Below are 19,345 nucleotides of genomic sequence, written 5' to 3'. Positions count from 1 at the left end.
CTCATGCCCTCTTCTTTGGAGCGGGCCAGTTGTGGGTTTCCTCGGTTGCGTCGCGGCACCAGCGGAAAAAAGCGTCGTAGAGAAGCATCCCCGCCTCGAGTTGCTCCAGATCGTCGGAATACATTCTGGAGAGGCCGAGCGACGCCGCAAGCAGGCCCGCCGCCTCGGGGGCAAGATCGAGCCTTGCGGTATCCGCCGCCCTGACGATCCGCGCCAGGCGCAGAAGCGGTTCCGACGCTAGCCCGAACTCTTCGATCATGACGTCGAAAGTGCATAATTCGCCGCGATGGCTCCAGAACACGTCTTCGATATCGAAGGGCGTCGCCGCGAAGCGCTCGCTGACGGCTAAAACGTCAGGCGCCGGCACGAACAGGAACACGGCGTTCGGATCGACGAAGCGCCGGATCAACCAAGGACAAGCGATACGATCGATCTTCGGCCGTGCGCGCGTCACCCAGACGGTGCGCTCTTCAGCGTCGCGTTGCGGCAGCTTTGCATCGGGCACGGCCGGTCCGCCCGCGATCCACGCCTCGAAGCCACCTTCGAGGCTTTCCGCGTCGAGCCCGGCATGGCGGAGATAGGCGGCAACACCATGACTGAGCTTGCCGCCTCTCTGGCATACTACGACCACGGCTTCGGCATCGACACTGCCAACCCAAGACGCGACGCCGGCATGGGCGCGCCGGATCGAGCCCGGCACCAGGCGCGGATCGAGCGCGAAGTCCTCCTCCGTGCGCACGTCGATAATCATGGGAGCCCCAGGTGTCCCGATGAGACGGCTGAGCTTTTCAGGTGAGATTTCTAGAAATGACGGCATGACGCGTCCCTCCGTTGATCGGTTTTACTGGACGCGATTCTTCAGCATGACGCCTCGTGGGGTGATCGCGACCCCATGCAGAAATCATTCGCAAACAGACCCCGTGGTGTCAAGCGCATTGCGCCCAGGCGGCTGCCGTCCGCACCGGCGGGCTGCCATCCACCAACGCACCCGATCAGCCGGCAGCTCTACTGCCGGGTCCCTGCTGGTCGTCCCCAAGCAGATGAGCAAGGGGTGTGAGCGACAAAGCCCGCGAATGCGCGGAGCGCCAGTAAAGCGAGAATAATGAGTACGAAAACCCAATCAGCACAAGCGCTTCGGCCCAGAACGGAACAAAATGCCCACTTCGGCATTCTTCTGTCACCGAAAGAGGAGAAAGTACCATGACGTACGACCCCAATAATGCCAACGACCCGAACCGCCCGCTGAACCCAAATCTGGATCTGCGCACCACGCCGAGCGCGCGCAGCAGTAATACGTGGGTTGTCTGGGTCGCTGCATTGGCCGTGATCGCTGTCGCTGCATTCGCCTATTCGCAGTGGAGCACCCCCGGCACATCCCCGGACACGACAGCCTCCACGACCCAATCAGAGCCGGCGCCGGCCAAGCCGATCGCTCCGACCGACAACAGCGCAACGCCTGCACCGGCACCAGCACCGGCCACCCCGCCGGCTGCCCCTGCACAGCAGTAATCGCTGCCCGGTCAGAAGAAGCCGACCCAGTGCCGGCTTCCTCTCGGCTGCGAGCTCTTGAGGATTTTTAAGCAAACCCTATTTAAGGGATACTAAATCTGTCTCTGACGGCTGACCACGGACGTACTGGCAGCCGTTATCGAGACTGATCGAGGAAGGTCGGTGCGAGTTTCGCCCGGCCTTTTTTCTTGACCTCGTCATCCATACCGAACAGGCTACTGGCAACGCCTGGATCAGGATATTATTTGGGAATCCTATTATAGAAGGACTGCGGATCGTACACGCACTCGTAGGCGAGGAGGCAAAGCTTGCCATTGGCATCCCTCACCCTCGCGGTGTCGTACTTGTCGCCGAGATTGCATCTGGCCGGCGGATAACGGAAGCTGCGGCCGCCAAAGCCCATGCGCACAAAAACCGCCTTGTCCTTGCGGATGATCTGCGCAAGCTCTTCGCAATTGTGATCCCTGGCATTGACCTCCACCGCCTCCGCGGCAAGAGCGACGGACGGAAACAACAGTGCGACGGCCAGAACAACGCTTTTCACGGAAACTCCTGAATGAGAGAGAGCGAAGGTAGGGCATCGCACCGCGTGCCGCCAGTGCGGGAACCGCCGCAATTATACACTGAGCACAGCTCTGCCTTTTTACCTCTCGTTTTTCATCGTCGCAGGCCTCTGGCTCGCAGGCATGAAACTGAGCGGCGGCGATTGAGGGACACACAAAGAACGATTTTCGGAAAGCGCGATGCGCTAGGGAAAGTTATAGGGCGACGCAGGGTCGAAGACGCAGGAATAGTCAAGGATGCACTGCTTTCCCAGCGCATCGCGCAAACTGGTCGTGGTGCGCTTATCGCCCATGCTGCATTGGGCGGGCGGATAGCGGAAACTGCGGCCGCCGAAACCGACGCGGACAAAGACCTTTTTGTTCTGGCGGATGATCTGCGTAAGCTCACTGCAGCTATGCTCGCTCGCTTTGACGTTCATGACGCCTGCGGCAAAGGCAGGCAACGGCAGAGACAATGCGACGGCAAAAATAACGCTTCTCATAGCCCCCTCCCGATACGCGAGAGGGAGATAGGGCGCACGGACCGACGCGGCCAGTCCCGCGGAGAGCGCGAACCATGCCGCTCGCTTCGAGAACAGTTTCCGGCAGGCCGGAAAATCCGGCCTGAATTCGAATATATCAATGTTTTCAAGAAATTTGGTGGGTGATGTAGGGCTCGAACCTACGACCCGCTGATTAAGAGTCAGCTGCTCTACCAACTGAGCTAATCACCCGTTCGCGCTTGGCTGCGCGGTGTGACGGGGCGTATAAACAGGATCGGCAGCCTTGTCCAGCGCATAGCCGAAATTTCTTTGGTTAATCGCGAAGATTTTTCGGTTTGGCTGAAATGCAGCCCATTACCCCGAAAATCGGAATCGATTTTCGGAAAGGATTATGCGCAGATTCAAAGTGATAGAGCGTCGCTTAGCGCGTCCTTGGGCGCGGCGCTCCAATACATGTCGCCCAAAAGTGCGCAGCGGTTTTGGGATAACGACTTGCATAAAACAAAGACTTAAAGCGCGTCGCATGAATCCGGATTGACGCGACGCGCTTTAACGAAATCAAAGGTCGAGCGTGCCGCTGGCCAGCCGCACTGCCTGGCCGCCGATCCGCGCGTTAGAGATTGTCCCGCCGTCGACATCGATATGCAGGTGGATGAAGGACGGCCGGCCCATCTCGACGCCCTGCTCGATCATGATCGGGTGATGCCCGTCCGTCAGCCGGTCGAAATGGTGGATCGCACCGGAGAGTGCGGCCGCCGCCGAGCCGGTGGCCGGATCTTCGGCGATGCCCATGCCGCTTGCGAACATGCGCGCATGGAACTTCGCCACGTGGTTGACGCCGCCGCGGCAATAGACATAGGCCGAGGCAAGCGCGCCATCGACGAAGGGCACGATTTTTTCCCAGAGTTGCGGATCGAATTCCACCCGCTGCGTGGCTCCGACATCGTGCACCGGAATGAGCAGGAAGGGAACGCCGGCGCTCCAGACGGAGGGCACATGATTTTCGAAGCCGATCTCGGTCACCTTCAGCGATAGCGCATCGGCGATGCCGAGCTTGTCGAGCGGCATGATGGCCGGCTGCGATTTGCGCGGCAGGTCGAATTCGGCAAAACTCGCCTCCCCCTCTCTCAGCCGCACCGCGCAGCGCACCGGCCCGACATTTTCCTCGAGCACCGAGACAAGATCGCGCGTAGCAGCACCATGCGCCCGTTCGGCCAGCGCCACCGCCGTACCGACCGTCGGATGGCCGGCAAAGGGCAGTTCGCGCCCCGGCGTGAAGATCCTGAGCTTCGCCGCATAGGCGGGATTGGTCGAAGGCTGCACGAAGACCGTTTCGGAGAGATTGATCTCCCGGGTGATCGCCTGCATCGCCTCGTCGCTGAGATCGTCTCCGTCGAAGATCACCGCCAGCGGATTGCCCGCAAGCTTTCGATCGGTGAACACGTCATAGACGCTGTAGCTTCGCGCCACATCGGCCTCCTTGAATCGTCATCGCGCCGCCAACCTGCCCGACCACGCGAGCGAGTGCAAGGCGCTAAAACGCGTCACGTCAACCGGATTCACACAACGCGCTTTCGATCTTTACGTGATGCGTGTCGTTATCCCGAAACGCTACATGGCTTTGGGCGGCATACATCAACTCCGCTCGGCCTTACCGAAATACCAGTCGATCACGGGCAACATGGCGATGTTATAGGCATGGGCGGAGGGATCGGCCGAGCGGATCGCCACCGCACCCGCGATCTCCTGATCCTCGGCGACGAGCATATGCCGCTCGATCCGCTCGATCATCTCGTCCGCCGTCATGTCGAAGCGGAATAGCCGCAGCAGCGTCACCGTGCGCTTGTTATGGGTGGCGAACAGCCCCTCACCCGCGACGGATTCGGCAAGATCGAGCCCGGTCTCCTCGTGGACTTCGCGGCGCATGTTCGCCTCGATGTCGCAGCGCCCCTCGACGATATCCTCCGGCTCCAGCGAGCCGGCGGCGAAATAGACCTGGCCGGGATTGGCGGTATGGGCGCCCATGCGGATCGCCACCAGTGCGCCGTCGGAGGTCTCGAGCACCGGATAGGCGAAGATGTGAATGCCGCCCTGGCGCTGCGGCTGCCGGCGCCACCACATGAAAGCGGAAAAGGGAATGACGTGGCCCTCGCCGGCAATCCCGTCTTCACCGAGCGATACCAACCGCTGGAACACCATGCGCCCGTCGAACAGCGCCGGATTGGCAGCGGTCTCCCTGACCCAGTTCTCCCGGATCGCCGCTTCTTCGGCGGCGACGAGGGGATGGGGACCGGGCAGAATGCGCAGATCCACGCCGGCAATCGGAAAGATCGTCGCCTCCGGCGGCCAGCCGGCGAAATCATCGGAAAAATTGATGTTGGTGAAATTCGCGTTCAAATTTGCATTCATGGGAGATCCAGTGTCATGACGACGGGGCAGTGATCGGACGCCTTCGGCCTGTCCCAGCCGGTGCGCGGATAACGCTCCACCTCCTGCCCCGGCGGGAAGACGGTGCGGTAGGGCTGGCCGCTGCGGATGATTTCGGGCAGGCGGCCGGCATTATGGGCGGCAAGTGCTGGCGAAAGCCAGAGATAGTCGAGTTGGCAAAGCCACTGCTCCTGTGGCCCGCGCGCGTGATAAAGCGTCCAGCGGTCGAGGGGGTCGCGGCGGCGCACGACATTTTCGGCAAAGCCGTCGCGACTGAAAACGTCGAGCGCGCTTTCGGTCTCGTTCTGATATTCGAAGCGATAGCCGGTGCCCCGGCGGCCGATGACATCGACACGCTCCTGATAATCGTTCATGTCTCCGCAGATGGCGAAGCTGTTCGTACCGGCTTGCTCCGCACTGAAGCGATCCTCGATGATGCGGCGCACGGCGCGCGCCTCGGCGCGGCGGATCGGCATGGTCGATTGCCGCCCGTCCAGCCCGTCGCGCGGATTGCCCATCGACTTGAAATGCACGACGTAGAGCGAAAACGGCCGGCCGCCGATCAGAAGGTCAAGCTCCAGGCAGTCGCGCTTGAAGATCTTGTCGTCGATGCGGTTGGTGAGCATCAGCTCCTCATTGAAGAGATCGAGATCGCGATAGGTCGTCATCGCATGGCTTCTGATATCCCGCAGCTCGATCTTCTGGCCGTCGCGCGTTTCCTCGCGCATGACGACGGCAACATCGATGCCGCGGCCGTCATTGCCCTCGACCAGGAATTTCTGCCGGTAGCCGTTTCCAACCATGCGGAAGAGGTAGCCGTATTCGAAGGCCTGAAGGGCGGCCATGTTGTCGATTTCCTGCAGGCAGAGGATATCGGCATCCGCATCGGCGATAGCCAGCGCCGTCATCTGCCTTGTGTCGTCGGTCGCGGCGACTATCCGCGCCTGCTCGAGCTGCTGGTAGACGCCCTCGCTCGACACTTCGAAAAGCTTGATGACGCGGTCTTGGCGCAGCTGGTTGCGGAAGCCGGTGAAATCGAAACGAGTAAGCAGGTTTTCGACATTGAAGGTGGCGAGGCGAAACGACATGGAATGAGTCCGGTTGCGGGCAGTACCTTAACCAGTAGAAGCAGGAGGAAAAGATGGATGCCGCAAGAAAAGTGCGAATGGCCGTGGCTTTCGAAGCCTCGGACGTGATTGCCTGTGACTTAGGCCGCTGACATTTTCCCGCAGCCGCGGCCACTTTTGCGCGACATGCTTTAGACCTCTCAAAGCCGCCACCCGGCGCGGATGACGATGTGTACGACTTCACCGGGTACGACAGGGACGCGGCTGAAGGCGCGCAGCGTCTGGCCGTTGCCGAGCGTCAGTTTCGCAGCATAACGCTCGCCCTCGAAAAGCGCGGATTCGACGGTTGCCGGAGCCCCCTCGCCGCCGATGATCACATCCTCCGGCCGCACGAGGATATCGGTGCCATCGATATTGGTGGCCTGGAGCGCATCCTGCAGTTCATCCCATTCCAGCTGGCGTTCGCCGCCCATTACCGACAGTGTCAGGATCGCGCCGCGCCCGATCAAGCCGCCGACGATGCGCCCTTCAGGCCGCGCGTAGATCTCGGCGGGCGCCGCCACCTGCAGCAGCCGCCCTTCCGACATGACGGCGACGTCGGTCGCGAGTGCCATCGCCTCGCTCTGGTCGTGGGTGACGTAGATCATCGTCGCGCCCGAGCGCTGGTGGAACTCGCGAAAAGTCTCCTCCATCTCCTGTTTCAGGTGCCGGTCGAGATTGGCAAGCGGCTCGTCAAGCAGCACGACGTCAGGCGATGTCACCAGGCAGCGGGCAAGCGCCACGCGCTGTCGCTGGCCGCCGGAAAGCTCGGCCGGGCGCCGTTCGGCGTAGTCGGCGAGCCTGACGGTGCCGAGCGCATCGCGCACCTTCGCCTGGTAGGCTTCGCCCGAGATGCCGCGCACTTTGAGAGGATAGCCGACATTGTCGGCAACACTCATATGCGGCCACAGCGCGTAGGACTGAAACACCATCGCCATGTTGCGCTTTTCCGGCGGCAGCGACTGTGCGGCATCGGCAAGCAATCTCTCGCCGAGATGGATCGAGCCGTCGCTCGGCGTCTCGAAACCGGCGATCATCCGCAGCACTGTCGTCTTGCCGCAACCGGAAGGCCCGAGCAACGCCAGGAAGCCGCCCTCGCGCACATCGAGCGAAAAGCCGCTGACGGCGGCGCGACCGGTGCCGAAAACCTTGCCGAGCTGGTTGAGGATCAACCTCGCCATGGGACCACTCCTTTCGGCAGTCGTTTCGCCAGAAGTTCGAGCAGCAGCATCAGCACGACGACCATGAGCACGACGAGCACCGAGAGCGCCGAAGCAAGGTCCGAGCTGCCGCTATCATCGAGATTGTAGATGGCGACGCCGAGCGTCTGTGTGCCGGCAGACCAGAGCAGCGCCGAGATTGTCAGCTCGTTGCAGGCAATCAGAAAGACAAGAATAACGGAGGCGCCGGCGGCCGGCGCAATCAGCGGCACGATGATATCGGCAAGCCTGCGGAAGAAGCCGGCGCCGGAAAGCCGCGCCGCCTCTTCCAGCGCCGGATCGAGCTGGTGGAAGGCGCTGACCACGGGTTTTAGGCTGACGGCGAAGAACGAGGAGAAATAGGCGATCAGGATGATCCAGATCGTGCCGTAGAGCGAGACGTGGAGGATCGGGATCGGTGCTGCGAACACCAGGATGAAGCAGACCGCCATGACGATGCCGGGCAGCGAATATGGTATCTCGATCAGGCTGGCGACGATCCGCGACGCCGCATCCTTGCGCCGCGTCAGCGCATAGGCCGCAAGCACCGTCACCACCAGGAGACCAAGCGCGGTGGCGCCGGCGAGCGACAGCGAATTGATAAAGGCGGTACGCGTCACCGCCTGCCGGAACAGGATATCCTCAAAGGCATGCAGCGACATCGTCTGGAAAGTGAGCGGCACGCCATAGGCCGGCACCAGCGCGCCGGCGACAAGCGCGAAGAAGGGTGCTGCCAGCATGAAGAACAGGATCGCCCAGACGAGCGGTGTGAAGACCAGGCGCCAGGTGCCGAGTTCGAAGGCGGCACTCGCCCCGGATAACCCGATGACGCGGTAGTCGCGGCCGCGCAACGCCCGGTCCTGGATTATCAGCCCGACGACCGAGATGATGGCGATGATCGCCGAGAGCACGGCGACATCACCGAAGGTGCGGCTGGTGAAGGCGGAGAACTTGGTGAAGATCAACGTCGGCAGCGTGAAAATCGAGGCCGGAATGCCGAGAATGGCGGGAATGCCGAAATTGCCGGTGCAGGAGACGAAGGAGATCGTCGCACCCGCAATGATGCCGGGCAGCGACAGCGGCAAGATGATATCGCGGAACACCTGCAAGCTGGAAGCGCCGGAAAGCCGTGCGGCTTCGACGCCATCGCGCGGCAGCGTCATCAGCCCGGCTCGGAGCGCCAGATAGACCAGCGGCGCATGCTGCACGCCATAGAGCAGCGCGATGCCACCCACCGAATAGAGCGGCTGCGGCGAACCGAGTGGCGGGGCGATGTGCAGCGCCTTCAGCAACGGGCTGGAGGGGCCGGACATCTGCACCCAGGCAAGCGCCGTCACTTGCGGCGGAATCATCATCGGCAGCACGAAGAAGAAGCTGAGCAGCCCCTTGGCGCGGATATCGGTCAGCGTCAGCAGGAAGGCAAAGAGGCAGCCGATGACGAGCGAGATGATCGTGCCCAGGATGGCGGTGACGACGGTGTAATAGGTCGCCGACCACAGCGACGCCTCGCTCAAAACATCAATCACGCCGCCATCGGCGAAGGCCGCCATTCCGACCAAGGCGAGGCGGGCGAGCGGCAGCACGCTGAGGATCAGGACGATGATGACGACAAAAGGAAACAGCCAGGCGGGCTGGCTGTTTCCGGTTTTGATGTATCCGTACATCAAAGGATCAGTTCGAGCCGTAGATGCCCGAGAAGGTCTTGAGATCCTGGTCGGTATTCTTCAATGCTTCGGCCGCCTTGATCGGCAGGACCTTGATGGTGTCGCGCGCCGGAAAGCCTTCCGGCAGCTTCATGCCGTTACGGGCCGGGATGTAGCCGAGCTTCAGGAAGCCTTCCTGGCCTGTTTCGGAGAGCACGTAATCGACGAATTTCCTGGCGGCATCGGCATTTTTGGTGCTGGCGAGGATGCCGACAGGCTCGGTGACGGCCGAAACGCCTTCGCTCGGGAATACGAACTCGACGGGCGCGCCCTTGGCCTTCTCGCGGATCGGCATGTAGTCAACGACCATGCCATAGGCCTTTTCGCCCGAGGCGACCGACTTCAGCACGGCGCCGTTGCCACCGGCTGCAATCGCGCCGTTTTCCGCAAGCGACTTGTAGAAGTCCCAGCCGAGTCCCGGAACGGCGGCAAGCGTCTGGGCGTGGATGAGGGCCGCACCCGAGGCAAGCGGGCTCGGCATGGTGACGAGGCCCTTGGCTTCCGGCTTCGTCAGGTCCTTCCAGCTCGCAGGTTTCATCGCGGCCGAGGTATTGTACATGATGCCGGTGGTGATCAGCTTGGTGGAGTAGTAATAGCCGTCGGCGTCATAAAGGGCGGCGTCGTACCCTGCGGCTTCCGGCGACTTGTAGGCCAGGAGCTTGCCGTCTTCCTTGAGGCGCTCCAGCGTCACCATGTCGGCAATGAGGAGAATGTCGGCGACCGGGTTGCCGGCCTGGATCTCGGCCTGGAGTTTCGCCATGATCTTCGGCGTGCCGTCGCGTACCCAGTCGACCTTGATATCGGGATTGGCGGCCATGAAGCCATCGACCGTCGCCTGCGCGTCTTCGTTCGGCTGGCTGGTGTAGAGAACCAGGTTTGCGGCCGAAGCCGGAATGGCAAAGAGGCTCGCGGCGACAAGTGCTGCGGCGGAGACGATCGTTTTCATGGGAGGGGTCCTCGATTTCGATACCCCTCCCTTATTAGGGGTCGTTGACAGAGATGTGACAGGGCGCCGCGGTTGGTCCACGCCCTGCGCCACAGCTTTCCCATCGACCGGTCGTGACCTCGCCATGCGCGGACAAAACCTCCGCAGCGGCCGACCACGGCGCTCACACGCCGTGGCCCCTCGGATCGAATACTACTTTGCAGCTTCTTCGATCAGTTCAGCCACCTTCTCGGGATGCGACACCATCACGACGTGGGAGGCGCCATCGACCACCACGGTCCGCTTGGAGCCTGCCCGCTCGGCCATGAAGCCTAGGGCTGCGGCCGGGATGTTCTTGTCGCCGGTGCCGTAGACAAACCACGACGGCAGCTTCTTCCAGGCGGGTTCGCCGGATTTGTCGGTCAGGGCGGCCTCGGTGACTGGACGTTGGGCAGCCGCCATCAGGGCCGCCTGCTCGGCCGGCACGTCGCTGGCGAACTGATCATGGAACTTCGCCTGGTCGATATAGAGATCGACACCGCCGGTGCTGAGCTTTACCGGGGCCGCCAGCGCTCCGCTCAGCGTGCCGCCCGGAAACTTGCCGGCAAGATCGGCAACCGATTCCCCTGCATCAGGGGCGAAGGCCGCGACATAGACCAGCGACTTGACGTTGTCGTGGCCGTTGGCCGCGGTCGAAATGACCTGGCCGCCATAGGAATGGGCGACGAGGACCACGGGGCCGGCGATGCTGCCGACCACGTCGGAGACATAGGCAGCGTCATTCGCAACGCTACGCAGCGGATTGGCCGCTGCCACGACAGAAAAGCCATCCTTGCGCAGGATTTCAACGACGCCGTTCCAACTGGATGAATCGGCAAAGGCGCCATGGACGAGGACAACGGTCGGCTTGGCCGGCTGGGCAACAGCAGCACCGGAAAGAAGAGCGCCTGCCAGGGCGACGGCAGCAGCAAACTTGAACATTGGTCATTTCCTTTCGTCGGTTGAGTTTCAAAGGAACCGAATCGGGAGCCACAAGGGATTCATGTGCTTGCGCATCCGTTGACGCAGCAAACCTCTGCAGCTTTCCGTGTTTGGCGTATACTTTGTCAGCGATTTCTTTGTACGCTATCTAATTAGGCCGCCTCACTTGCCGAGTCAATAGCTTGCAAATAGATCGCGCACAAATTATATTGAGATCAAAGGAGAGCGTGATGAAAGAAACCAGATCAAATGATCTCGCTGACGTGCCCAAGATCGATGAAATGCTTTGCTTTTCGATCTATTCGGCAAGCCACGTCTTTAACCAGCTTTACCGTCCCCTGCTCGACGAGCTGGAACTCACCTATCCGCAATTCCTTGTCATGACGGCTTTGTGGGCGCGCGACGAACGCACGGTGAAGGATCTCGGCGGGACGCTTTTTCTCGACTCCAGCACCCTCACGCCGCTGCTGAAGCGGCTGGAAAATGTTGGGCTCGTCACACGCAACCGAAATCCCGCTGATGAGCGCCAGGTGCTCTTGCGCCTGACGAAGAAGGGACTGGCTCTCAAGAGCCGTGCCACTCATGTGTTCGACTGCATCGGCAAGGCCGTCGGTCTCGACGCCGAGACTGTCAACAAGATTCGGGACACGATTGCTTCGCTTCGCGACAATATTCACAACAAGGACAAGCACGAGAGCTGATGCGGCCTCCAGCGCGTCGACTGCGCCAAGACGATTTCCGTCGACAAGCCGATGACATATTGTACGATCTGCCGCCCGGCTCGTGATCGGCCATAGCCGCCACATGACCGGAAGATGCCGGCGCTCAGGAATCTTTACCTAAGCCTCGCGAACACGCCGCCATTGCCATCTCGGAGCGTTGAGGTACGTCAGTCTCGTTTAAAGGAGGAGTTCCAATGGAATATCGTTTGCTTGGCCGTTCGGGCCTGAAGATTTCCACATTGACCATGGGCACTATGACCTTCGGCGGCGTCGGTTGGGCGAAGATGGTCGGCGATCTCGGCACCTCCGAGGCGAAAAAGATGATCGATATGTGCATCGATGCCGGCATCAACCTGATCGACACCGCCAACGCCTATTCATCAGGCGAATGCGAAAACATCATCGGTGACGTGCTCTCCGGTAAGCGGCCGCAAGGCGTGTTGCTCGCCACCAAGGCCCGCTTCAGCATGGGCGACGGCCCGAACGACCAGGGTCTGTCGCGCTACCACCTGATCCGCGAATGCGAGGCGAGCCTCAAGCGCCTGAAGACCGATGTCATCGACCTGTACCAAGTGCATGAATGGGACGGCCAGACGCCGCTCGAAGAGACGATGGAAGCGCTCGACACCCTGATCAGACAGGGCAAGGTGCGTTATGTCGGCTGCTCGAATTATTCCGGCTGGCACATCATGAAGGCGCTCGGCATCGCCAACGAGCACAGGTACCAGCGCTTCGTGAGCCAGCAAATCCACTATACGCTGGAAGCCCGCGACGCCGAATACGAGCTGCTGCCAATCTCGATCGACCAGGGCCTCGGCGTGCTGGTCTGGAGCCCGCTCGCCGGCGGCCTGCTCTCCGGCAAGCATCGCCGCAACCAGGCAGCGCCCGAAGGTACGCGCCAGTTCGCCGGCTGGACCGAACCGCCGATCCGCGACGAGAACCGCCTCTGGAATATCGTCGAGACGCTGGTCGCGATCGGTGAGGAACGCGGCGTTTCCGCCGCTCAAGTTGCGCTCGCCTGGCTGATCGGCCGCAAGGCGGTGACGTCGGTCATCATCGGCGGCCGCACCGAAGCCCAGTTCCGCGACAACATCGCAGCCGCCGAGCTGAAGCTCACGGACGAGGAGCGCAAGCGCCTCGACGCGGTCAGCCTGCCGCCGGTGATCTATCCCTACTGGCACCAGCTGAACACGGTGAGCGACAGGCTTGGTGAAGCCGATCTCGAGCTTTTCGGACCGCATCTTCAGCAATAGCGTCGGCGCTCCTCCCTTGCACGGTGAAAGATATGCGTCACAAAAGATGCACTTTCACCGTGCTACCATGAGATCCCGCCACCGCAGCGAGGGTTTCCATGCTGAAGAACTACAAGGTCCTGAAGGGTACGGCGAGCGCACTCGCCCTTGATGACGACAACGATCCCCATATCGAGATCCGCATCGAGGCGGACGGCGTCAGCTACCGCATCGCGCTGAACGTCCGCTCGAAGATGTCACCGCACGACCTCCTCTACGCCAATATCGTCGATTTCAAGCATCCGGCACTGACGGACGCGCTCGAAGCCCTGCCGATGGGCCTGACCGACATCCGCAAGGACCGTCCGGAGCTTGCGATCGACTACGTCCGCGGCGGGCTGATCGAGCGCGAGGACATGAATGTCGCGCCCTTCCAGCTTTCCGGCCCGAAGAACGATCTCAGGGAATTCATCGAACCGATCGTCGAGGAAGGCATTGCCGATCCCGACATCCATTTCTATGCCTTCGGCGAGGCCTGGGGCCCCGAGCATAACAAGCACGACCAATATTTCGATTTCGAGCCTGGCAACGGCATCCACGACATCCACATGAACCAGGGCGACGGCGGCAGCTTCAAGGCCACCAATGGGCCGAACCAGGACGGCGCGCTGCTCGTCCATTTCAACGATACCGACGAATGGGCGGCGATCTTCCTCTGCTTCCAGTCCCAGAACTGGAACACCGATGCGGCGACCGGCCATCCCGTTTCGGAGAACCGCGGCGGCCAGGGCCGCGGCGAAGGCACACGCCGGCCGCAGCCGATCGTCGCCTCGTCGCTGCGCATCGTCGCCGCGCTGATCAACCCGGTCAACGGCGAAGGCGGCACCGAGGCCGAAACGGTGACGATCATCAACCGCTCCGACATGGAGGCATCGCTCGAAGGCTGGAAGCTGGAGGACGAAAACGGCAGAACCCAGACGCTGTCGGGATCGCTTAGCGCAGGCGAGCTGCGCACCATAGCGCTCGATGCCGCAGCCGGCGGCCCGCAGCTTGCCAACCGGGGCGGCGACATCATCCTGCGCAATGCCGACGGCGCCGTCGCCGATCGGGTCGGTTACGGCAAGAGCGAGACGGCGAACGAAGGCTGGACGACGATCTTCTGATCGGCGCCCTGCCTGCTGTTTTGCAAAACGGGAAGTCCAGGGAGCTGCATGGCATATCCCACATGTTGCCCTTCGCTTGCGCTCCGTGCATTCGCGGCTCTGCCGCTCACCCCCTCAACCTTCTCCCCGCTGGGGAGAAGAGATTTGTGGCGACGCCTCGCCTCCTCGAAAGCGTTCGTTATGGAAGCGAGAGCTTACGGCTTGCTTCTTCTTCTCCCCAGCGGGGAGAAGGTGGCCTGAAGGGTCGGATGAAGGGCCGCACGGCACGCCCTCTCCTCAACCTCTCACGCTCAGCTACCGATCTCGGCCGAGATCAGCGCGCTCAGGCGGCCTATGCCGTCTTCGATCATCTGCTCGTTGGCGCAGGAGAAGCTGAGGCGGAAGGTGTTGGCGCCGGAACCATCGGCGAAGAACGCCTTGCCGGGCACGAACGCGACCTTGGCGGTTTCGAGCGATTTCGCCAGCAACTTGGCGCCGTCCATGCCCTCCGGCAGCGTGATCCAGATGAACATGCCGCCCTCCGGCTTCGTCCAGCTGGTGCCTTCCGGCATGTATTTCTCAAGTGCGGTCAGCATGCAGTCGCGGCGTTGGCTATAGGCGCCCTTGATCTTGGCGACCTGCGCATCGAAGCCGCGCTCGGCGACATCTGATATCGCCATCTGGTTGATCGTCGAAGAATGCAGGTCGGCCGCCTGCTTCATCAGCACCAGCTTGCGGATGACGGGCGCATTGGCGACGATGAAGCCGACGCGAAGGCCGGGCGCCAGCGTCTTCGAGAAGCTGCCGCAATAGATCGTGCGCGTATCGTTGATATGGCCCTTCTCGGCGATCTCCAGCGCCAGGATCGGCGGGATCGGATCGCCGTCGTAACGCAGCGACTGGTAGGCCGCATCCTCGATGACGGCGATGTCGAGATCTTCCGCCAGCGCCAGGACCTTCTTGCGGCCGTCAAGATCGACGGTCTCGCCGGTCGGATTGGAGAAGTCAGTGGAGAGATAGGCGAACTTTACCTTGCCGCCGGCAGCGGAAGCGGACGCACGGTAGGACTCGGGCGTCCGGTTGCCGTTCGGCGTCAGCTGGTCGTAGAACGGTTCATAGGCATTGAAGGCCTGCAGCGCGCCGAGATAGGTCGGCCATGTCACGAGTGCGGTGTCATCAGGCGACAGGAAGAGTTTGCCGAGATAGTCGAGGCCCTGCTGCGAACCGGACACGATGAAAACGTTGTCGAGTTCGCAGGGGATGGCGAGAGCCGCCATCTGCCCGACCAGCCATTCGCGCAGCGGCTTGTAGCCTTCGCTGACCGAATATTGCAGCGCCGAGTTGACGGCGGCGCCGTCGAAGATATCGGCATAGGCCTGCTTGAATTCCTGATCGGGAAAGAGCGCCGGATCCGGAATGCCGCCGGCAAATGAGATGATGTCCGGCCGGTCGAGAAGCTTCAAGAGCTCACGGATCTCGGATGCGCGCATGCGCGACGAGCGCGACGCAAACATGGTGTCCCAGTTCAGCATGGAGTTTCCTCATATTTTCTATACCGCCGACAAACCATGCCGCCGGAATTATGTCAATAATACTGACCTATTTTCTTGTCATGGTGACAAGAAAGCGATGATTCCTCTGATCGATGCCGAAACCGGCTGATTCAGGCCTTTCCAAGACCAGCCCGGCGGCGGTAGTGTCGCCGCCACTATTCAATGTACTATCAAGGTGCCAGCAATGACCGCGACGACGACCTCTCCTGAAATCAAAATCGAACTCCACAAGTCTCCCGTCTCGGACGCCGATCGCATCCAGGCACTGGAGACGCCCGGCTTCGGCAAGGTCTTCACGGATCATATGGTCCTGGCACGATGGACTGCCGACAAGGGTTGGCACGATGCGAAGGTTACGCCGAGGCGTCCTCTGGAGCTCGATCCTGCGAGCGCCGTGCTGCACTATGCTCAGGAAATTTTCGAAGGCATGAAAGCCTACAAGGCAGACGATGGCCGGATTCTACTCTTTCGACCAGAAGAGAACGCCCGCCGCTTCGCGCAATCGGCGATCCGCATGGCTATGCCTCCTGTGCCCGAAGAACTCTTTCTGAAGGCAGTCGAAGAACTGGTCCGCGTTGACAAGGCCTGGATTCCATCCGGCGACGCCAGCCTCTACCTTCGCCCCTTCATGTTCGCCAACGAGGCGTTCCTGGGCGTTCGTCCGGCTCAGGAATATGTCTTCTGCATCATCGCCTCTCCGGTCGGCGCCTACTTCAAAGGCGGAGCGAAGGCGGTCTCCCTATGGGTCGAGACCGAATACACCCGTGCTGCCGCCGGTGGCACCGGTGCTGCAAAATGCGGCGGAAACTACGCAGCCAGCCTCGTGGCGCAAGCGGAAGCCGCGAAGAAGGATTGCGATCAGGTCGTCTTCCTTGATGCAGCCGAGCATCGCTGGGTCGAGGAACTCGGCGGCATGAACGTCTTCTTCGTCATGAATGACGGATCGGTGGTCACCCCGCCTCTTGGCGGCACGATCCTGCCGGGTATCACCCGGGCCTCGGTGATCGTGCTCGCCGAAGAAAAGGGCTTGCGCGTCGAGCAGCGTCCGTACTCCTTCGAAGAATGGCGGCAGGACGCAACCAGCGGCAAGCTCGTCGAAGCCTTCGCTTGCGGCACTGCCGCGGTCCTGGCGGGCATCGGCCTGGTTCGACATGCCGGCGGCGAGTTTCTGGTCGGAGACGGACAGACCGGTAAGTTGACCAGCGAACTGCGCCAGCAACTCGTCAGTCTGCAGAAGGGCGTAACCAACGATGAGCGCGGCTGGACGCGCCTTATCCCGGCTTGAACTCCGGACGCGTCACGCAACGGCGGCGTCAACACCGACTTGGTGGGCGCCGCTCTCCGCCTCACTCGCAAAGCCGCCGGGCTGGCGATCTATTCCGCCCGCGTCCAAGTTCGTTTCGACCTGCACGATACTCTATATATGTTCTTCGAGCCGACAGCCATTGAGCAATCCGCGGACCTCTTTCGAAACCGAGCGCCGCCCGGTTTTTTTGGCCGAGTCAGCGGGGAAAAACCGTCGTCAACTTCCCATTTGGCGACCGAAATAGCAGCAACGCCAAAAACGATTCGCCATTGACCGACGCCAAGTGAATTCTTACTATCCACTAATCGATAGAGGAAAGGTAAGAATGGCAACAGCAACCCTCTCTACAAAATTCCAGATCTCCATTCCCAAGGAAGTGCGCGAACAACAGCACTGGTCAGCGGGACAGGAATTCGTGTTCATACCCAAAGGCAAAGGCGTATTGCTGATGCCGGTCCCGACGCTTGCTGATCTTCGCGGCATTGCCGAAGGCGCAGACAAGAAAAATTACCGCGACCGGAACGACCGTTTCTGATGCGCGTGGTCGACAGCTCCGCATGGATAGAATGGCTGACGAAAAGTGCTGCCGGAACCCGGCTGCAGGCCGAAATCCCGGAACGCGATCAATGTATCGTTCCGACGATCGTGCAGCTCGAGCTTTCCAAATGGCTGGCACGAGAAAAGGACGAGGAAGCCGTCGACAGCTTCATCGCCTATACCGCGACATGCATGGTTGTTGCGCTCGACACGACGCTTGCCCGCCGTGCCGCCGAAGTATCGGCAACCCACAAACTCGCCACCGCCGATGCGATCATTTATGCGACCGCGGAGTGCCACGATGCCGATATCCTGACCTGCGACGCCCATTTCAAGGGTCTCGAACGCGTCATCTATATCGATAAAAAAGACTGATCCGCATGTGACCCAAGCCCTCGACGGCGCGGCACAACGCTTCTATCACAAATTGGGAAATGATAATCTGGCATCTGGAATGGCTGATAACCGGCATGTGCAGGCGGCACCGAATCCAATGGCGAAAATGACGATCTCGCTTCCGGATAATCTGGCGGAATACGTCGAAAACCGTGTCGCAAGCGGTAGATACAGCAGTGCCGACGCATTCCTGGCGGAGCTTGTTCTGAAGGATCAGCTCCATCATAAGCTTGACGATGAAGAACTGCGCAACATTCTGAGACAGGCTGAGGAAAGCGGCCCGAGCGAGCGACGCATTCCCGACATCCTGTCGGAAACGAAGGCAAAGCTGCGTGACAACCACCTATAGGCTGACCCGAACCGCGTACTCCGTGCTATCGGGCATCGACGAATATGCTTGCCTCAATTTCGGCGAGGCGCAGGCAGACGCCTATCTTCTCGACTGGGACAGGATTTTCGTGCTTCTTTCGCATGCTCCCTCCATGGGAGAAGAGTGCGACGAACTCGGCGCTGGCCTTCGCCGCCTCCTCCACATGCGCCACGTCGCTTTCTACCGGGTGACGTCGGAAGGGATTGTCGTCATTGACATCATCGACGCCGACCGGCTTCCTGAAAGACATCTCCAATCCAACCGACGCCCGCGATCGGCCGAACAGCATGCCTCTTGACCGCACCTCCGCCTTCTATGAGGAAAATGCCGAGACATACGCCAAGCGGGTGCGCAGCCTGCCGAAGCAGCTCGATGGCTTCCTCGCCGGGCTTGCGCCGGGTGCGGCAATCCTCGAGCTCGGCTGCGGCGGCGGGCAGGACAGCGCCTACATGCTAGCGCACGGTTTCGACGTGACGCCGACGGATGGCTCGACCGAGCTTGCAAGACAAGCGGAGGCGCTGATCGGCAGGCCGGTGAGGGTCATGCTGTTCCAGGAGCTCGACGCCGACAGCGCCTTCGACGGCGTCTGGGCGCATGCAAGCCTTCTCCATGTTCCAAGATCTGAGCTGCCCGACGTCTTCGCCCGCATCCGGCGCGCGCTGAGGACGGGCGGCATCATTCACGCGACCTTCAAGGCAGGGGAAGCGGAGGGCCATGACGGCTTCGGCCGCTATTACAACTATCCCTCTGCCGACGGACTGTTGGCGCTTCTGACAAAAGGCGGCTGGCGTGACATCACCATCGAGGAAAACGACGGCGGCGGTTATGACGGTGAGCCGACACGGTGGATCACGGTGATGGCGCATCGGTAGGGGCTGCTTGCTTTCCGGGCTGAGCGTCCATTCCCGGTTGAGATCATGATCTTATTCGTAGAGGCGGATTTCTCTGCAGTTGACGGAGGTCTATGTCTCGCTTTGCCCCGTCAATTTTTGCGGCTGCTATCTGAAATCCAAACCGTGCTTCAAGAAACCCTGCATCCATAGCAGGCTACTTCTCAATGGGTCGGGATGGCCTTGAGTTTCCCACCGATACGACGGCCACGCCCGTGCTCAAAATGAGAGCTACATAACGCACATACGGGCGCGGCGACAGGCGGCCGGAAGATGGGCTCATCCACGGCCGCCAGAGGGCA

The 19,345-nt window shown here is 61.2% G+C and carries 21 protein-coding genes and 1 tRNA gene; 10 read left to right on the top strand and 12 right to left on the bottom strand.

From position 1 onward, the window contains the following. Position 1: 1 nt before the first annotated feature. A complete protein-coding gene (locus HFO71_RS03200; RefSeq protein ID WP_077978698.1) occupies positions 2-817 on the bottom strand; it encodes a chromate resistance protein ChrB domain-containing protein in 816 nt (271 codons plus the stop codon). Positions 818-1,200: 383 nt separating this feature from the next. Here HFO71_RS03200 and HFO71_RS03195 point away from each other — a divergent pair, with 383 nt between their 5' ends. Then, complete coding sequence (locus HFO71_RS03195; protein WP_003541169.1) at positions 1,201-1,509, top strand: hypothetical protein; 309 nt, start codon at positions 1,201-1,203, stop codon at positions 1,507-1,509. Positions 1,510-1,750: 241 nt separating this feature from the next. On the opposite strand, the gene HFO71_RS03190 is transcribed toward HFO71_RS03195, so the two are convergent. From HFO71_RS03190 to HFO71_RS03145, 10 genes are all read right to left on the bottom strand, one after another. Continuing rightward, the gene (locus tag HFO71_RS03190; RefSeq protein WP_168258952.1) at positions 1,751-2,053 is read right to left on the bottom strand and encodes a hypothetical protein; all 303 of its coding nucleotides are present in this window, start codon (positions 2,051-2,053) and stop codon (positions 1,751-1,753) included. A gap of 204 nt (positions 2,054-2,257) precedes the next feature. Beyond that, complete coding sequence (locus HFO71_RS03185; RefSeq protein WP_020050710.1) at positions 2,258-2,554, bottom strand: hypothetical protein; 297 nt, start codon at positions 2,552-2,554, stop codon at positions 2,258-2,260. Between the two features lie 155 nt (positions 2,555-2,709). Continuing rightward, positions 2,710-2,785: transfer RNA gene (locus HFO71_RS03180), tRNA-Lys, on the bottom strand. A 327-nt stretch (positions 2,786-3,112) separates the two neighbouring features. Next, positions 3,113-4,024 (bottom strand): PhzF family phenazine biosynthesis protein, encoded by a 912-nt coding sequence (locus tag HFO71_RS03175; protein ID WP_077978699.1) that lies wholly within the window; start codon positions 4,022-4,024, stop codon positions 3,113-3,115. Between the two features lie 165 nt (positions 4,025-4,189). Further along, on the bottom strand, positions 4,190-4,963 hold the full coding sequence (locus tag HFO71_RS03170; protein WP_168258951.1) for an NUDIX hydrolase: 774 nt from the start codon (positions 4,961-4,963) through the stop codon (positions 4,190-4,192). Then, positions 4,960-6,069 carry an endonuclease/exonuclease/phosphatase family protein gene (locus tag HFO71_RS03165; protein WP_221987520.1) on the bottom strand — a complete coding sequence of 370 codons (1,110 nt, stop codon included), beginning with the start codon at positions 6,067-6,069 and terminating at the stop codon, positions 4,960-4,962. Before HFO71_RS03165 ends, HFO71_RS03170 begins: the two co-directional genes overlap by 4 nt. Positions 6,070-6,248: 179 nt before the next feature. After that, positions 6,249-7,268: an ABC transporter ATP-binding protein gene (locus tag HFO71_RS03160; protein WP_168258949.1), complete on the bottom strand. Its 1,020-nt coding sequence runs from the start codon at positions 7,266-7,268 to the stop codon at positions 6,249-6,251. Then, positions 7,256-8,950: an ABC transporter permease gene (locus HFO71_RS03155; RefSeq protein ID WP_168258948.1), complete on the bottom strand. Its 1,695-nt coding sequence runs from the start codon at positions 8,948-8,950 to the stop codon at positions 7,256-7,258. Before HFO71_RS03155 ends, HFO71_RS03160 begins: the two co-directional genes overlap by 13 nt. A 7-nt stretch (positions 8,951-8,957) precedes the next feature. Further along, on the bottom strand, positions 8,958-9,935 hold the full coding sequence (locus tag HFO71_RS03150; protein WP_020050723.1) for an ABC transporter substrate-binding protein: 978 nt from the start codon (positions 9,933-9,935) through the stop codon (positions 8,958-8,960). Positions 9,936-10,127: 192 nt separating this feature from the next. Beyond that, positions 10,128-10,895 (bottom strand): alpha/beta fold hydrolase, encoded by a 768-nt coding sequence (locus HFO71_RS03145; protein ID WP_168258947.1) that lies wholly within the window; start codon positions 10,893-10,895, stop codon positions 10,128-10,130. 230 nt (positions 10,896-11,125) lie between these two features. Between HFO71_RS03145 and HFO71_RS03140 the strand changes: the two genes are divergently transcribed. The 3 genes from HFO71_RS03140 (at position 11,126) to HFO71_RS03130 (ending at position 14,012) form a co-directional block, all read left to right on the top strand. Next, a complete protein-coding gene (locus HFO71_RS03140; protein WP_131666348.1) occupies positions 11,126-11,596 on the top strand; it encodes a MarR family winged helix-turn-helix transcriptional regulator in 471 nt (156 codons plus the stop codon). A 215-nt stretch (positions 11,597-11,811) separates the two neighbouring features. Then, on the top strand, positions 11,812-12,870 hold the full coding sequence (locus HFO71_RS03135; protein WP_131666349.1) for an aldo/keto reductase: 1,059 nt from the start codon (positions 11,812-11,814) through the stop codon (positions 12,868-12,870). A gap of 98 nt (positions 12,871-12,968) precedes the next feature. Next, positions 12,969-14,012, top strand: coding sequence for a DUF2278 family protein (locus HFO71_RS03130; RefSeq protein WP_168258946.1), 1,044 nt, complete (start codon positions 12,969-12,971; stop codon positions 14,010-14,012). 290 nt (positions 14,013-14,302) lie between these two features. On the opposite strand, the gene HFO71_RS03125 is transcribed toward HFO71_RS03130, so the two are convergent. Next, the gene (locus tag HFO71_RS03125) at positions 14,303-15,523 is read right to left on the bottom strand and encodes an aminotransferase-like domain-containing protein (protein WP_168258945.1); all 1,221 of its coding nucleotides are present in this window, start codon (positions 15,521-15,523) and stop codon (positions 14,303-14,305) included. 205 nt (positions 15,524-15,728) lie between these two features. Between HFO71_RS03125 and HFO71_RS03120 the strand changes: the two genes are divergently transcribed. The 6 genes from HFO71_RS03120 to HFO71_RS03095 all read left to right on the top strand — a co-directional run bounded on the left by HFO71_RS03120 (position 15,729) and on the right by HFO71_RS03095 (position 19,025). Then, the gene (locus HFO71_RS03120) at positions 15,729-16,829 is read left to right on the top strand and encodes a branched-chain amino acid aminotransferase (protein WP_077978710.1); all 1,101 of its coding nucleotides are present in this window, start codon (positions 15,729-15,731) and stop codon (positions 16,827-16,829) included. A 346-nt stretch (positions 16,830-17,175) separates the two neighbouring features. Next, the gene (locus HFO71_RS03115) at positions 17,176-17,385 is read left to right on the top strand and encodes an AbrB/MazE/SpoVT family DNA-binding domain-containing protein (protein ID WP_017961195.1); all 210 of its coding nucleotides are present in this window, start codon (positions 17,176-17,178) and stop codon (positions 17,383-17,385) included. Further along, the gene (locus HFO71_RS03110) at positions 17,385-17,762 is read left to right on the top strand and encodes a type II toxin-antitoxin system VapC family toxin (protein ID WP_077978711.1); all 378 of its coding nucleotides are present in this window, start codon (positions 17,385-17,387) and stop codon (positions 17,760-17,762) included. Before HFO71_RS03115 ends, HFO71_RS03110 begins: the two co-directional genes overlap by 1 nt. 118 nt (positions 17,763-17,880) lie before the next feature. Continuing rightward, positions 17,881-18,132: a ribbon-helix-helix domain-containing protein gene (locus HFO71_RS03105; RefSeq protein ID WP_026158760.1), complete on the top strand. Its 252-nt coding sequence runs from the start codon at positions 17,881-17,883 to the stop codon at positions 18,130-18,132. Beyond that, positions 18,116-18,451 carry a type II toxin-antitoxin system RelE/ParE family toxin gene (locus HFO71_RS03100; protein WP_011652706.1) on the top strand — a complete coding sequence of 112 codons (336 nt, stop codon included), beginning with the start codon at positions 18,116-18,118 and terminating at the stop codon, positions 18,449-18,451. Before HFO71_RS03105 ends, HFO71_RS03100 begins: the two co-directional genes overlap by 17 nt. Further along, the gene (locus HFO71_RS03095; protein WP_077978712.1) at positions 18,441-19,025 is read left to right on the top strand and encodes a class I SAM-dependent methyltransferase; all 585 of its coding nucleotides are present in this window, start codon (positions 18,441-18,443) and stop codon (positions 19,023-19,025) included. The genes HFO71_RS03100 and HFO71_RS03095 overlap by 11 nt, the downstream gene beginning before the upstream one ends. Positions 19,026-19,345 lie beyond the last annotated feature (320 nt).

The sequence above is a fragment of the Rhizobium laguerreae genome (genome assembly GCF_019778565.1).
Classification (GTDB): Bacteria; Pseudomonadota; Alphaproteobacteria; order Rhizobiales; family Rhizobiaceae; genus Rhizobium; species Rhizobium laguerreae.
This window is presented reverse-complemented; position numbering and strand designations above follow the sequence as displayed.